Here is a 13,740-nt window from a genome sequence, read left to right on the forward strand (position 1 = left end):
GCGCAGATCGCGTTGGTCACCTAAAGATTTGGAAGGGGAGCGCACACCATGTCGCAACACCACATCACCATCACTGGTCGGATTACCCAAGAACCCAGCCTGCGTCGCGTCGCTGGAGGAAATTGCGTGCTTGATATGCGCGTTGCCTCCTCGCGTGCCGTGCGTGACAATGAACAAGAATCCGGCTGGCGTGATTACGACAATCTGTTTCTGGACGTTGAAGCCTGGGGACAGTTGGCCGTGAACACAGCTGCGAGCCTGCACAAGGGCTATCCAGTAGTGCTGGTGGGCTCGCTGGTGACCCAGCAGTGGGAAGATAGTGAGGAAAAACGACACTCGAAAACGGTGTTGAAAGCCACCCACATCGCCCCAGACCTTGCACACTATGCCGCCGCCCTGACCAAGCGGAAAGCAGACCGCGATGATAATGGCGGGGTGGTTCTTAACGTCGAAGGCGTCGTCTTTGACCAGGATGCGCTGGCTGGCCCATCTACATCTGGGTTTACTGATGCATCAGCAACTCCGTTTGGCGAACAATCAGCAACGGATAATAAGAAGACAAACGAGCAAGCTGCAGATAACGCCGCAGTACCTGTCGGTGCACGGTAGCTAGCCACAGCGATGCCCATATCGTGCGGGATCCGTGGTGGGGCGGCAGTGAAAGTCATGTATTCTCGTCAGAGATAAAGATTTAGTGTCGTTCCACCTAATTTCGCGAAGGGGAAATATGGGCGAGTTCATCTATACGATGAAAAATGTACGCAAAACTGTTGGTGACAAGGTCATTCTTGACGACGTCACCATGGCTTTTTACCCCGGCGCAAAGATCGGCGTCGTCGGCCCGAACGGTGCCGGTAAGTCGTCGATTTTGAAGATCATGGCCGGAATGTCTGAGCCATCCAATGGTGAAGCATTTCTGGACCCCGGTGCTACCGTCGGCATTTTGCAGCAGGAGCCACCGCTGAACGAAGAAAAAACCGTTCGCGGCAACGTGGAAGAAGGCCTCGGCGATATCTTCGAAAAGAAGCAGCGCTTCGAAGCTATTGCTGAAGAAATGGCTACCAACTACACCGATGAGCTCATGGAAGAAATGGGCAAACTCCAGGAAGACCTGGATAATGCGGATGCGTGGGAAGTTGATTCTAAGATTGAGCAGGCCATGGAGGCACTGCGCTGCCCGCCATCGGATGAACCGGTTACCAACCTTTCTGGTGGTGAGCGTCGCCGCGTAGCTCTGGCGAAGCTGCTGTTGTCGGAACCAGACTTGCTGCTTCTCGACGAGCCCACAAACCACCTGGATGCCGAGTCCGTGCACTGGCTGGAAAAGCACCTGGAAAACTATCCGGGTGCCGTGCTGGCTGTGACTCACGACCGCTACTTCTTGGATAATGTCGCGGGCTGGATCTGTGAGGTTGACCGCGGCAAATTGCACCCATATGAAGGTAACTACTCGACGTACCTGGAAAAGAAGCAGGAACGTTTGCAGGTTGCCGGTAAGAAGGATGCCAAGCTGCGCAAGCGTTTGAAGGACGAGCTGGAATGGGTTCGCTCTGGTTCCAAGGCTCGTCAGGCGAAGAACAAAGCGCGTCTGGAGCGCTACGAGGAAATGGCTGCTGAGGCCGAGCAGTACAAGAAACTCGACTTCGAAGAAATCCAGATTCCAACCCCGCCACGTTTGGGCAATAAGGTTGTCGAAGCAGACAACCTGACCAAGGGCTTTGGCGATCGCACCTTGATCAAGGACTTGTCATTCACGTTGCCGCGTAACGGCATCGTCGGTGTGATCGGCCCGAACGGTGTGGGTAAGACCACGCTGTTTAAGACTATCGTGGGCTTGGAAGAACCGGATGATGGCAAGGTCACCGTTGGTGAGACGGTGCAGCTGTCGTACGTGGACCAGAACCGGGAAAACATTGACCCAGAAGCTACGGTCTGGGAGGTTGTTTCGGGCGGTTTGGATTATATTCACGTCGGCCAGAACGAAATGCCTTCGCGCGCCTACCTTTCCGCCTTTGGCTTTAAGGGCCCAGACCAGCAAAAGCCATCCAAGGTGCTTTCCGGTGGTGAGCGTAACCGCTTGAACCTGGCGCTGACGCTGAAAGAGGGCGGAAACCTGATTCTGCTCGACGAGCCAACCAACGACTTGGATGTCGAAACCCTTGGATCTTTGGAAAACGCGCTCGAGAAATTCCCGGGTTGCGCCGTGGTCATTTCGCACGATCGCTGGTTCCTGGACCGCACCTGTACCCACATTCTGGCGTGGGAAGGCAATGTGGAAGAAGGCCAGTGGTTCTGGTTCGAAGGTAACTTCGGCGACTATGAGAAGAACAAGGTGGAACGCCTCGGCGAAGATGCTGCGCGTCCATCCCGTGTCACCCACCGCAAGCTGACTCGCTAGTTTTGCTGCGTCGCGGCTGTCAACCGCGCGCGAGTGTTCCAGAAAGGTTTCCGAGGTTTTATGGCGGATAATCCTGCAATCCATCAATATCGTGTACCCCTGCGGTGGTCGGACTTCGACCGCTATGGGCATGTGATGAATGCCAATTACGTGGAAATCGCACAGGAAGCTCGCTTGGCGTACAAAGAGGCCTACTTCGATCCGGCTGGCATGCAAGACTTCGCTGCTTTCGTGCGCAAGCTGGACTTAGATTTCCGCAAACCCATTGAGCCAGAGGGCAATTCGGTGTTGCTTGTGGAATCTCAGGTTGTCGAGGTTGGCAATTCTTCCTTCGTTACCCGCCAGGAAATTAAAGATAAACATGGTCGGGTAGCGTGCGTGATTGAAACTGTCTCCGTCGCCGTCGACATGGACACCCAGATGCCGCGGCCGTTGACCGAGCAAGAGCGCGAAGTCATGCGTCTGGAATCTACTCTTGCGAAAGACGCAGATAAGGCGGAAGCTGCCGCTGGTTCCGCACCCTCAGGTCTTGCGGGGTCTGTCGGTGCAGCGGGGGGCCTGGGAGCATCGAATACCGCGAGCGCTGAATCGTTTGCCGATGAGATCGGCTATGACGATGAAATCAGCTACGGCGATGAAGTCGACTATGGTGACGAGGTCGATTACGGTGATGAAATCGACTATGGCGATGAGATTGGTTACGACGACTAATGTCTGAATCCCTCGAAGTTACCGCAGGTGGCCCCGGTCTACGCGCGCTCATTGCGCGGGCTGTTGGCCTCGATGCCAGCGCTTCGGCACGGTTCCGCGTCCTCAAAGGCGACGCCGGTGACGGTGAACTCATTGACGTTTTCGTGACCACCCCATTTGACGTGGTTGCTTGTCGACGCGTCAAAGGCACCGTCTCCCGCGACGGGGCAGTGGTAGCAGCCAGTGCTTTGTTGCACTGTCTGGAAACGGGGCAAACCCACCTTGGCCCAGCCCGCGATATGTCCTGGCCAGGTGCGTTGCCACCGGTTGAGGGATTTCACTTGGTGGATAACTTACCGGTGCATGTGGTGCGTGAACTCGCCGATAAGGGACGCGATCTTGCCCGGCAATTTTCTGGACCCATGGGCCCGCCGCAGAGTTTGATGAACCAAACTGTGCTCACTGTACGCCCGGCCGAGGAATCCGCTAAGTCCAGCAAACTCACAGGAAACCCACAGGAAACTTCCTTGGGAGACGGCGAAGAAGTTGAAATCCCGATGCGGATGGTTTTCGCGTGCACCAACTTAGGGCTCATCCCGGGGTTTGCCGCATCCATGGATATCCCACGCCACCTGCGGGTTTCCGCTAATGGACGCTGGGCACGCGTGGATGCGCCCTTCGGCAGTGTCTACCACGCACGGGGGCTTTCCGTGCTGATTTAGTAGCACTCACGCACCACGCTAACCAGGGATTTCCCAGAACTAGATCGCCGCATACGCACAATACACAGCGTACGCGGCGTTTTTTCGGTGTTCTAAACTATCGGCCAGATAACTATCCGCAAGCAGTAAGGATTAATGCAAGTTCTTTTCAGTAAATGGGGTTAGGGTTGTGGACATGCCAGATACTGTCCAACACACAGCCACCGCCGGCGGTCATAGTCCCGCCGGCGATATTGATCACCAGCCGAAGCCTGTGACCGGGCGCATCATCGGAATTGATGTTGCCCGTGGCATCGCATTGCTGGCGATGATCATCGCTCACTTATATCCATTCAAAGGATTTGCCGGCGCATTCCTGGAAGGCTTCCCATCAGCTCTTTTCGCGGTGCTCTCCGGCATTTCGATGACCATCATATTCAGCAAGCGCGGAGCCGTCGATGTTTTTATTCGCGGCATCATCCTCGTGGTCATCGGCATTGTGGTTACCCCATATGCCGGAACCATCATCGTGGTTCTTAAGGCACTGGGTATCGGCTATATCGTGTTTGCATTGCTGCAGATCCCACGCTGGTCCACCAAGTGGGTCGCCACCGGTTTTGCGGTATTGCTCGCAGTATCCGGCATCGTGCACGTGGTTACACTGCACACCACTCTCCACGCGTTGTTGCGCGAGCCGTATCCAATCGTGACCTGGCTGGCCTACATGGCGGCTGGTGTACTGTTTGCACATTGGCTGCGGAACAACAACTGGCAGATCACACCATCGTCGGCCTCTGGATTTCTGGTAGCCGCCGCAGGAGTTGTCATCTCGGTGGTGGGAGTACTGGCTCGCGACTGGATCGATTCGGCTTACGCCGTCGCCACGCGGAACAATCTCGGAATCGCTGTGCACGGGTTCTTTGATGCGAAACCGCACAGTGGTGGGCTTGTCGACGCACTGGCTACCATTGCGGGTTCACTGACTGTCATCCTGTTGTGCTTGTTGCTCGTTCAGACTGACCGCTGGGTATTCCCGCTGAAAGCCATGGGATCGATGGCACTGACTGTGTATCTGGGGCACGTGATCTCCGCTGGCATCATCAACCGGGGACACATCGCCACGCAGTACCCTGAGCTGGCTATCGGCACCATCGTGGTCGCGGTCGTCGGCACGAGTATCTGGGCGATGTTCTTCCGCTATGGCCCGCTGGAATACGTGCTTGGCCTGGTGGCACGGACAGGTGCACAAGCGGTTGCAGGAATCACCGGCAAACGCAGCGACAACAACGGTAGCAATCACGCTGATAAAACCAGTGAGATCTCTACCACCACGAATCACTAATACCCATTTCCGTATAGAAAGAAAATCATCATGTCTCAAACTGCGAAAAACTCGAAGACCTCCCGTTTGCTGGCTATTGCCGCACCAACCTTGGCACTTGGCGGCATGCTTGCCGCAGCCGTACCTGCGCAGGCGATGATCAGTGACCAGTTCGCTGAAGACTCCGTGCACGCTAACGCGGTGGTCTCGGAACAAATTGGCGACGACGGCGACGAGGACGGAAACTGCACCGGTACCGCGGTGGCAGACTACTGGGTTGTCACCGCGCGGCACTGCCTGGAAAACTCCGAAACCCCGGGCGGTAGCGTTCGCATTGGCCAAGGCGATGACCAAAAGCGGGTGAAGGTCGCGGACTGGTACAAAGCTCCAGCTGGCGATATCGGTTTGATTCGTACCGCGGAGCCAATTGGTTTGAAGGAATACCCGGAGATCATGCAAGAAACCCCGGCTGAGGGTGCCATTGAATCTTATGGTTGGTCCTCGGAAGGCACCGGTAAAACTGAGAAGCTGCCAAAGGCAGACGGCAAGATCACTGAGCTGAATAACTTTGCTTTGTTCGGCGGTGATCAGGCTGCGATTGCGCGTCTGGATAATGATGCGGAATTCCAGCAGGGCGATTCGGGCGGACCAGTATTCATGGACGGCAAGCTGTATGGTGTGCTTTCGGCAGCGTTCAACCCGGATGATCCGGAGTCGACGACTTCCCCAGAGTCTGTGGTGGCCCCGGCTGCGGAAAGCTATGATTGGATGATCAAGACGATGACGGAGCAGTCTGAATCCGTCAGCTCTGATGAAGCAAATGTTTCGCAGGGCAATGGTGATTCGACGACCAGCACTGATACCTCTGCTGCTGGGGAATCTGCAGATGATTCCAGCAATACCACCTGGTGGCTGCTTGGTGGCGGCGCGGTGTTGGTAGCACTGGTTGTCGGTTTGGGTATTGCGCGTAAGCCGAAGAAATAATAGCTGCGAGCACTGCACTGTACTGCCTGCGGTGCTTTCTCTACGGTGCTAAGGCAACGGTGCTAGTGCAAGGGTGATATCGCCTGGTCGAGAACTTCGGCCAGGCGTTTATTGCTGCCGGTAGCTTGGCTATAAAATCGGGCGCGCACGAAGGCCTCACGTAAATGTGGCTTGCCGGTTGCGGTTTCGCGCTGCATGGTTGCCCCATCGCGGACAGCGAAGCGCTCGGAGTCGATTTGGTACCCGGCTTTGCGGCACAGTTGCTCGAAGAAAATGAACTGCGTTCGGGTATTGCCTTCGCGAAAAACATGTATGACGTTCAGTTCGCCCCAGACTTCAGCTAATTCTTGCACGAATTCTTGCTTGTCCAGGCCGCGCAAATAATTCTTCTCGGCTAGCCTGCGGTATTGCTCGCGGGCATCCTCGTGCATGATTTCCGTGCCCGGATAATAGGTAAAAGCCATCGTGGGATTATCGGGGTCATCTGGGTGTAGAACATTAGGGCCTTCTTTAGTCATCCACCCGTGTGGGCCGACGCGCGGTACCCCAGCCCAGTCATAGATGTCCTGGAAGATGTAGCCGTGAATTGCCTTCATATGCGCGTAGTCGAAATTGCCTGCAATTGGAGCATTGTGTAACTCCGCCATGCGCACTGCGGTGACAAACTCTTCCATCTTGCGCAGACGATCGGGATCATCTTCGCCGTAAGGCTTGTCTGCGCTGCGGAATTTATTGCTTACCACCTTTGTGCCGGGAATGTAGTAGTCTTCCCAGCTTTCATATCCCCACCCGTCGTTGTGCATTAACGATTCTTGAGGTGATCGAGGCCGCGACGAATAGCATCATCGCCAGTCAAACTTCCGACGGCGACGAGTCTGCGGAGCTCGCGTAAGTGTGGATCATCTAAAGAATGGCCCGCTGCGCCGAGTGCACCATCTGATAATTTCTCAGCTGGGGTTAGTGGCGCAGTGCTTGCTTTAGCTCCCGGCAAAGAACGCCGCGAAGGTACAGACATAAGAAAACCTCCGAGTTCTCGTGCATTCCAGCTTACCCGGAAGGGTGTTAAAATGCAGGAGCTTTCTCGGAAGTTTTCCCAGCTCAGACACTAATTTCAGGGGCCCAAGAGTTCAGGCACCCAGGTCAGGCGCTCAGTTCAGGCGCCTGATTCAGACGGTATTGTGCCGACTGGCGGTCCCATCCTTGAGCGCAGGTTTAGCACAAATTTAGCGCTTCGGTACGTAGCTGCCCTCGTGCTGGTACAGTTCGGAACCTTGCTCGCGGAATTCTTGAGCCTTTTCTTCCATGCCTTCTTCTGCGGCTTCCTCGGCAGCCGCGCCAGCCACCGGAGCGTCCGCGTCCGATGATCCGCAACCACATCCGTCGGAGGCAGCCCGACCATTGGCTTCTGCGACGGCTGTGGCAACATCGTCGTCGACCGGCTTCTGGAACGCCGGCATTCCCAGATCCGCCATATCGTCGCTAAAGGCATCGCGAATGTCCTGGCTAATGCGCATGGAACAGAACTTCGGGCCGCACATCGAGCAGAAGTGCGCCGTTTTCGCAGGCTCTGCAGGCAGGGTTTCGTCGTGATAAGCCTGCGCGGTATCAGGATCCAACGAGAGCGCAAATTGATCGTGCCAGCGGAACTCGAAACGTGCCTTCGACATGGCATCGTCCCACTCGTGCGCGCCGGGGTGACCCTTGGCGACGTCCGCGGCATGTGCCGCCAGCTTGTAGGTGATGACGCCGGTTTTTACGTCGTCTCGGTTCGGCAAACCAAGGTGCTCTTTTGGTGTGACGTAACACAGCATTGCGGTACCACCCATGGCAATGTTGGCAGCACCAATTGCTGAGGTGATGTGGTCGTAGCCAGGGGCAATATCGGTAACCAGCGGTCCCAGCGTGTAAAACGGGGCGTCGTTGGTCCAGGCCTGGGCGTGCTCATTGTTGACCTGCACCTTGTCCAGTGGAACGTGGCCTGGGCCTTCCACCATGACCTGCACGTCGTATTCCCAAGCGCGCTGGGTCAGCTTGCCGATGGTCTTCAACTCAGCGAACTGCGCGGTATCGTTGGCGTCGGCAATAGAACCGGGGCGCAAGCCGTCGCCAAGCGAGAAAGCGATGTCATAGCGGGCGAAGATCTCGCACAGCTCGTCGAAGTTCTCGTACAGGAACGATTCCTTGTGGTGGGCCAGGCACCATCCGGCCATGATGGAACCGCCGCGGGAAACGATGCCGGTCACGCGCTTGGTGGTCATCGGGATGTAGGGCAGCAGGACGCCGGCGTGGATGGTCATGTAGTCCACACCTTGTTCGGCCTGCTCGATGACGGTATCGCGGAAGATTTCCCAGGTTAGGTCCTCGGCTACACCGTTGACTTTTTCCAGTGCCTGGTACATCGGCACGGTGCCAATCGGAACCGGGGAGTTGCGGAGGATCCATTCGCGGGTGGTGTGGATATCATCGCCGGTGGATAGGTCCATCACGGTGTCCGCACCCCAGCGGGTGGCCCAACGCAATTTGGAGACTTCTTCTTCGATGGAGGAGGTCACCGCAGAGTTACCGATGTTGGCGTTGATTTTGGTGAGGAACTTCCGGCCGATGATCATCGGCTCAGATTCTGGGTGGTTGATGTTGTTCGGGATTATCGCCCGGCCGCGGGCGATCTCGCTGCGCACGAATTCCGGATCGCAGTGTTCGCGCAGCGCAACAAACTGCATTTCCTTGGTGATGATGCCTTGGCGTGCGTAGTGCATCTGCGTGACAGTTTTGCCTTCTTTGGAACGCAGCGGCGGGCGCGATTCGCCCTTCCATTCCTGGCTGGCGGCGCCACGGCGTTGTGCGGAGCGGCCATCGTCGGCAAGATCGCGTCCACGGCCGTCGTATTCTTCGACATCGCCGCGGTCGTTAATCCACTGCATACGTAGCGGTTTTAGCCCACGGTGCACATCGGCCTGCGGGCCACGGGTGCGGTAGACGCGGAATGGTTTGTTCGGACCAGTGGGAGAATCATCAAGCTGGATTTCAGTTTCTGGAACTTCCAGGTCATCCTTGCGGATAGGGGAGTAAGAGTGCTTGAAATGAATCTCGTCTTCGGGGGCAGCGGTGTGCGCGTCATGGTTCGCCACAGTGCCCACCTCCTTCCTACGTTGGTACTAACCAACAGGTTCGAACGGTGCTCACGCGGTATTAGCGTGATCTCAGCCCTGTACCAGCAGGGCACCCGTGTGTGGTGCATAAACTTGTCGACGGCCGCGCAATGCTGGGCCGGGTGGCCGCTATGATTCCTGGAAATTCGATAGACTTATCGAAATTCTCGGAAACTGTGGTGCATTTCGCATAACCGTTGCTGCCAGCTTACAACACGTACCCTGGTGGCAGGCAAAGAGATCTCGGCGCCAACCCTGTCGAGATCTCACTTTCCTGCCCGATGCACGAACATGCACGAAGCAACCAGAAATGAGGATCAATCCCATGAAGATTGGCGTTCCCGCAGAAATCATGAACAGCGAAGGCCGTGTGGCTCTGAGCCCGGCGGCTGCACAGGCTCTTGTCGACGACGGTCACGAGGTGCTTATTCAATCTGGCGCTGGCGAGGGATCCAGCTATGTCGATAGCGACTACACCGACCGTGGCGCCACCATTGTTGATACCGCCGCCGACGCGTGGGCTGCAGAGATGGTGTTGAAGGTCAAGGAACCTTTGCAAGAGGAATATCAGTACCTGCGCGAGGACCTGCTGCTGTTTACCTACCTGCACCTGGCTGCTTCGCGTGAGCTGACCGACGCGCTAGTGAACGCTGGCACCACCGCGCTGGCATATGAAACCGTGACCGATAAAAACGGTGCGCTGCCGCTGCTGACCCCAATGTCGCAGGTCGCTGGCCGTTTGGCTGTGCTGGAGGGTTCGCACCATCTGTTGTCGCACCACGGTGGACGTGGCGTTTTGCCTTCCGGTGTGCCGGGCACCAAAGCGGGTCGCGTCGTGGTGATCGGTGGTGGCCAGGTGGGTGCCTCGGCGGTTGCGATGGCGCATGGTCTGCGCGCAGAAACCACCGTGCTGGATATTGATGCAGGTACTTTGGCGCGTTTCGATGACCAATATGCCGGTACCGTGCGCACCCAGATTTCTGATCCAGTGACTATCGAAGAAGAGCTGCTGGAAGCTGATCTGGTGATTGGTGCTGTTTTGGTTGCTGGTGGCAAGGCTCCGAAGCTGGTGTCGGAAGATCTGATCAAGCGCATGAAGCGCGGTTCTGTGCTGGTGGACGTGGCGATTGACCAGGGTGGTTGTTTCGAGCCGTCCCGCAAGACCAGCCACCAAGACCCGGTATTCCGCGTTGGCGATGCACTGATGTACTGCGTGGCTAATATGCCTGGTGCGGTGGCGAATACTTCTACCCGTGCGCTGACGTCGGCAACGCTGCCGTACATCCGCGCGGTTGCTGCCGGTGGCGTGGATCAGGCTATTGAGCGCTTCCCAGGTTTGGCCGATGGCTTGTCGACGCGCGACGGCCAGCTGTTGTCCAAACCCGTGCGTGAGGCCTTTGACTGGCAGGACTAGTTTTTCACCATCGAAAATAAGGAACGCTCCCACCCGTATCGGATGGGAGCGTTTTGCTGTTAGCTAAGCGGGCATTGTGCCTGTGCAGCCTTTGAGCTTAGGCAAACTTGCGGCGTGCAAAGAATGCGATGGCGCCGAGCGTCTACCGCAAACCAAGGTCCCGGCGCAGAATACCCAGATCAGGTTTTTGCTGGTGGGCCTGGTCTTGCCGTAGCGGCTCGTCCGGTATATTCCGCAGCATATAAGCCAGCTTCTGCATGTGATTCCAGATCGCGGCGCGGTATTCCTCGGGGATAGTTTTCTCGTCGATCTTGTCCAACGAGCGGCCCATCAACTCGAGCCAACGCTCCGCTGCAGCGGTATCAATCGGAAATTCCGCGTGCCGCATTCGCAACCGGGGCGAGCCGCGGCGTTCATTAAACAGTTTCGGGCCACCCCAAAACTGCACGAGAAACCACAGCAGGCGGTCGCGGGCACCGTCGAAATCCTGCTCCGGGTACATCGGCGCCAGGATGTCGTCGTCAGGAACCTGGGCGTAGAAACCGTCGACAAGCGTCTCGAAGGTTTCCATCCCGCCGATGGCTTCAAAGACCGAACCCGGGCGCTCACCGGAGCGGATGTCTTGGTTATGACTGTGAGCGTCCAAGTGGCTCGCCTCCTGGGCCAGCAATGCCGATGCCGTATGGGTATGGAGTCTTGATTCCGGCTTCGGCCAGCTCGTTCATGATCAAACCGTTCATCACGCGCATGACGTGCCACTGCTCGCCGGGCATGGTGATTACAGAAACGCGGTAGGACAGGTAATCCGGGTTGAACTCCGAAGCACCCTGAATTTCTGGAGCTTCCATGATTTCGTTGGCGCAACGCTCGTCGGCAGCAGCCTTGGCCATGGCTTCGGTAAGCACCTTCCAGACCTTGTTTTGGTCGTTGCTGTGGCTGACCGGAATCTGGAAACGGGCGATCGACCAATCGCTGGAGTGGTTTGCGACCTTCAAAATCTCACCATTGCGCACGTGCCACAGTGCACCGTCGATATCGCGCAGGGAAGTGATGCGCAGTGAAATTTCTTCGATCTCGCCCATGGTGCCATCGCCCAAGTCGACGACGTCGCCGATGCCGTACTGGTCCTCGATCAGCATGAAAATACCGGACAGGAAGTCCTGGACCAGCGATTGTGCACCGAAACCAAGGGCGACACCGACGATACCGGCGGAAGCAATCAGCGGGCCGACGTTAATGCCGACAACGTCCAAGATGGCGATGACGGCCCAGACCCAGACAAAAATGGCGACGGCGGATTTTGCCACCCCGGAAAGGGTCTTGATGCGCGATTTCCGGCGGTTCTCCCGCGATTTTTCCATCAGCCGGATCTGGTGCATCTTTTCCGGATCAGGTTCTGGCACCTCATGGCTGTGCTTTGATTCGGCTTGACGCTCCGCAGTCTTCTTGCGGCCGTCTTTCATGTTGTGGTTGGCCAGCTTGTTGATGGCGCGCACCAAAATCCAGTGCGCCAGCAACGCGAAGAGGATAATCAAGCCAATATAGATCGGGCGCTGGAACAACCAGGCTTGGGTTTCTGGGTTATTCCACCAATTGTTGACAGTGTTCACTGTTTCCTCGGCAGACGGCACCGAAGGAACAGAATTTGATGCGAGGTGAAAAATATTCGTGTTCATCTCATCCTTAAGTCTTTGCTTTGGCAATCGATTTCCGCTGCAACTTTGGCCATCTTACGGGTTCGGGCTGTAAGTTTCCTGTGAGAGCGGCGGTGATCTTCGCAATACAATTCGCGCATGTGGTTTATGGTGGGTGGTATGAATTCACCTGCAGAAAACAACCTGACCCCGCACCGGATTCCGGCTCCGGAATATCCGGCTGCGCACCATAAACTCACCGAGGATGCGAAGGCTGACTACCTCAAAGGCTTTAGCTCGGCTGCGATTCACGCAGGCTACGAACCGGATTCGCACATTGGCTCTGTCAACGTTCCGATTTATGCCTCCACCACTTACGCCCAGGACGGTCTAGCCAGCCTGCGCGGCGGTTTTGAATACGGGCGGGTGGCGAACCCGACGGTGCGTAGCCTGGAGACCACGCTTGCTGCGTTGGAAAAGGCCCCGTACGCGCGCGTATTTTCCTCCGGTATGGCCGCCACCGATACGCTGTTGCGCATCCTGCTGCGCCCAGGTGATCACATGATCTTAGGCAACGACGCCTACGGTGGAACCTGGCGTTTGATCGAGTCTGTCTTCAAACCATGGGGGATTGATTACACCGTCGTCAATACTTGCGACGTCGACGAGCTGGCTGGCGAGATCCGCGAAAACACCCGCGTGATTTGGCTGGAAACGCCAACCAACCCTGCGCTATCCATTAGCGATATTTCTGCTATCGCCGAGGTCAAAGGCGGCGCGTCGTTGGTCGTGGACAATACTTTCGCTTCGCCGTACTTGCAGAACCCGATTAGCTTGGGTGCTGACCACGTGCTGCATTCGACCACGAAGTATCTGGGCGGGCATTCCGACGTCGTCGGTGGTGCAGTGGTCACCGCTGATAAAGACGTCGACGCCGAGTTGCTGTGGTTCCAGGGGGCCGTCGGTTCTATCGCCTCGCCCTTCGATGCTTACCTGACCACTCGTGGCATCAAAACTCTCTCGGTGCGCATGGACCGCCACTGCGATAACGCAGAAAAAATCGCGGAATTTTTCCAGTCCCGCCCGGAGATCAAATCCGTGCTCTACCCGGGACTGGCAGATCACCCAGGCCATGAGACTGCCACCAAGCAAATGAAGCGCTATGGCGCGATGATGTCCGTGCGTTTCCACAGCGAGGAAGCAGCGAAGCAGTTCTGTCTGAACACGACGCTGTTCTTGCTGGCGGAATCCCTCGGTGGTGTGGAATCACTGGTAGAACACCCCACCAGCATGACTCACGTGTCTGCCGAAGGTTCCGAGCTTTCGCCACCGGCTGATCTGGTGCGCCTGTCCATCGGTATTGAGGATATCGACGACCTCATCGCTGATCTCACGCACGCATTGGACAAACTGGACGAGAAATAGCGTAGAAATCTAGCCGAAAACCTT

12 protein-coding genes, 1 pseudogene and 1 riboswitch are annotated in these 13,740 nt (G+C 56.7%); of the genes and pseudogenes, 8 read left to right on the top strand and 5 right to left on the bottom strand.

Translation table 11 applies throughout. From position 1 onward, the window contains the following. Positions 1–48: 48 nt before the first annotated feature. The 6 genes from ACP8MI_RS02395 (at position 49) to ACP8MI_RS02420 (ending at position 6,094) form a co-directional block, all read left to right on the top strand. Positions 49–609 carry a single-stranded DNA-binding protein gene (locus ACP8MI_RS02395; RefSeq protein WP_049167489.1) on the top strand — a complete coding sequence of 187 codons (561 nt, stop codon included), beginning with the start codon at positions 49–51 and terminating at the stop codon, positions 607–609. A gap of 118 nt (positions 610–727) precedes the next feature. Further along, on the top strand, positions 728–2,398 hold the full coding sequence (gene ettA / locus ACP8MI_RS02400) for an energy-dependent translational throttle protein EttA (RefSeq protein WP_126844784.1): 1,671 nt from the start codon (positions 728–730) through the stop codon (positions 2,396–2,398). A gap of 60 nt (positions 2,399–2,458) precedes the next feature. After that, positions 2,459–3,109, top strand: a complete 651-nt coding sequence (locus tag ACP8MI_RS02405) for an acyl-CoA thioesterase (RefSeq protein ID WP_018120914.1) — start codon at positions 2,459–2,461, stop codon at positions 3,107–3,109. After that, positions 3,109–3,810, top strand: a complete 702-nt coding sequence (locus ACP8MI_RS02410; protein WP_249606358.1) for a DUF8185 domain-containing protein — start codon at positions 3,109–3,111, stop codon at positions 3,808–3,810. Before ACP8MI_RS02405 ends, ACP8MI_RS02410 begins: the two co-directional genes overlap by 1 nt. A gap of 175 nt (positions 3,811–3,985) precedes the next feature. Next, entirely contained in the window at positions 3,986–5,131 is a 1,146-nt protein-coding gene (locus tag ACP8MI_RS02415; protein WP_126844783.1) for a DUF418 domain-containing protein, read from the top strand. A 30-nt stretch (positions 5,132–5,161) separates the two neighbouring features. After that, the gene (locus tag ACP8MI_RS02420) at positions 5,162–6,094 is read left to right on the top strand and encodes a trypsin-like serine protease (protein ID WP_147578682.1); all 933 of its coding nucleotides are present in this window, start codon (positions 5,162–5,164) and stop codon (positions 6,092–6,094) included. 62 nt (positions 6,095–6,156) lie between these two features. On the opposite strand, the gene ACP8MI_RS02425 is transcribed toward ACP8MI_RS02420, so the two are convergent. From ACP8MI_RS02425 to thiC, 3 genes are all read right to left on the bottom strand, one after another. Beyond that, a complete protein-coding gene (locus tag ACP8MI_RS02425; protein WP_337891679.1) occupies positions 6,157–6,897 on the bottom strand; it encodes a Fic/DOC family protein in 741 nt (246 codons plus the stop codon). Beyond that, positions 6,897–7,109, bottom strand: coding sequence for a hypothetical protein (locus ACP8MI_RS02430; RefSeq protein ID WP_126855241.1), 213 nt, complete (start codon positions 7,107–7,109; stop codon positions 6,897–6,899). Before ACP8MI_RS02430 ends, ACP8MI_RS02425 begins: the two co-directional genes overlap by 1 nt. Positions 7,110–7,317: 208 nt before the next feature. After that, positions 7,318–9,231, bottom strand: coding sequence for a phosphomethylpyrimidine synthase ThiC (thiC, locus tag ACP8MI_RS02435; protein WP_284571860.1), 1,914 nt, complete (start codon positions 9,229–9,231; stop codon positions 7,318–7,320). Further along, positions 9,219–9,331: riboswitch (TPP riboswitch) on the bottom strand. It overlaps the preceding gene by 13 nt. A 237-nt stretch (positions 9,332–9,568) precedes the next feature. Between thiC and ald the strand changes: the two genes are divergently transcribed. Beyond that, positions 9,569–10,657: an alanine dehydrogenase gene (ald, locus tag ACP8MI_RS02440; protein ID WP_049167490.1), complete on the top strand. Its 1,089-nt coding sequence runs from the start codon at positions 9,569–9,571 to the stop codon at positions 10,655–10,657. Positions 10,658–10,886: 229 nt separating this feature from the next. Here ald and ACP8MI_RS02445 read toward each other — a convergent pair. Both ACP8MI_RS02445 and ACP8MI_RS02450 read right to left on the bottom strand, forming a co-directional pair. Further along, positions 10,887–11,276: pseudogene (locus ACP8MI_RS02445) on the bottom strand (globin domain-containing protein); the annotation flags it as partial. Positions 11,277–11,283: 7 nt separating this feature from the next. Beyond that, entirely contained in the window at positions 11,284–12,333 is a 1,050-nt protein-coding gene (locus tag ACP8MI_RS02450; RefSeq protein WP_018120922.1) for a mechanosensitive ion channel family protein, read from the bottom strand. A gap of 138 nt (positions 12,334–12,471) precedes the next feature. Between ACP8MI_RS02450 and ACP8MI_RS02455 the strand changes: the two genes are divergently transcribed. After that, the gene (locus ACP8MI_RS02455; protein WP_490290694.1) at positions 12,472–13,716 is read left to right on the top strand and encodes a cystathionine gamma-synthase; all 1,245 of its coding nucleotides are present in this window, start codon (positions 12,472–12,474) and stop codon (positions 13,714–13,716) included. Positions 13,717–13,740: the final 24 nt, after the last annotated feature.

This window comes from Corynebacterium sp. LaCa_70 (genome assembly GCF_058182015.1).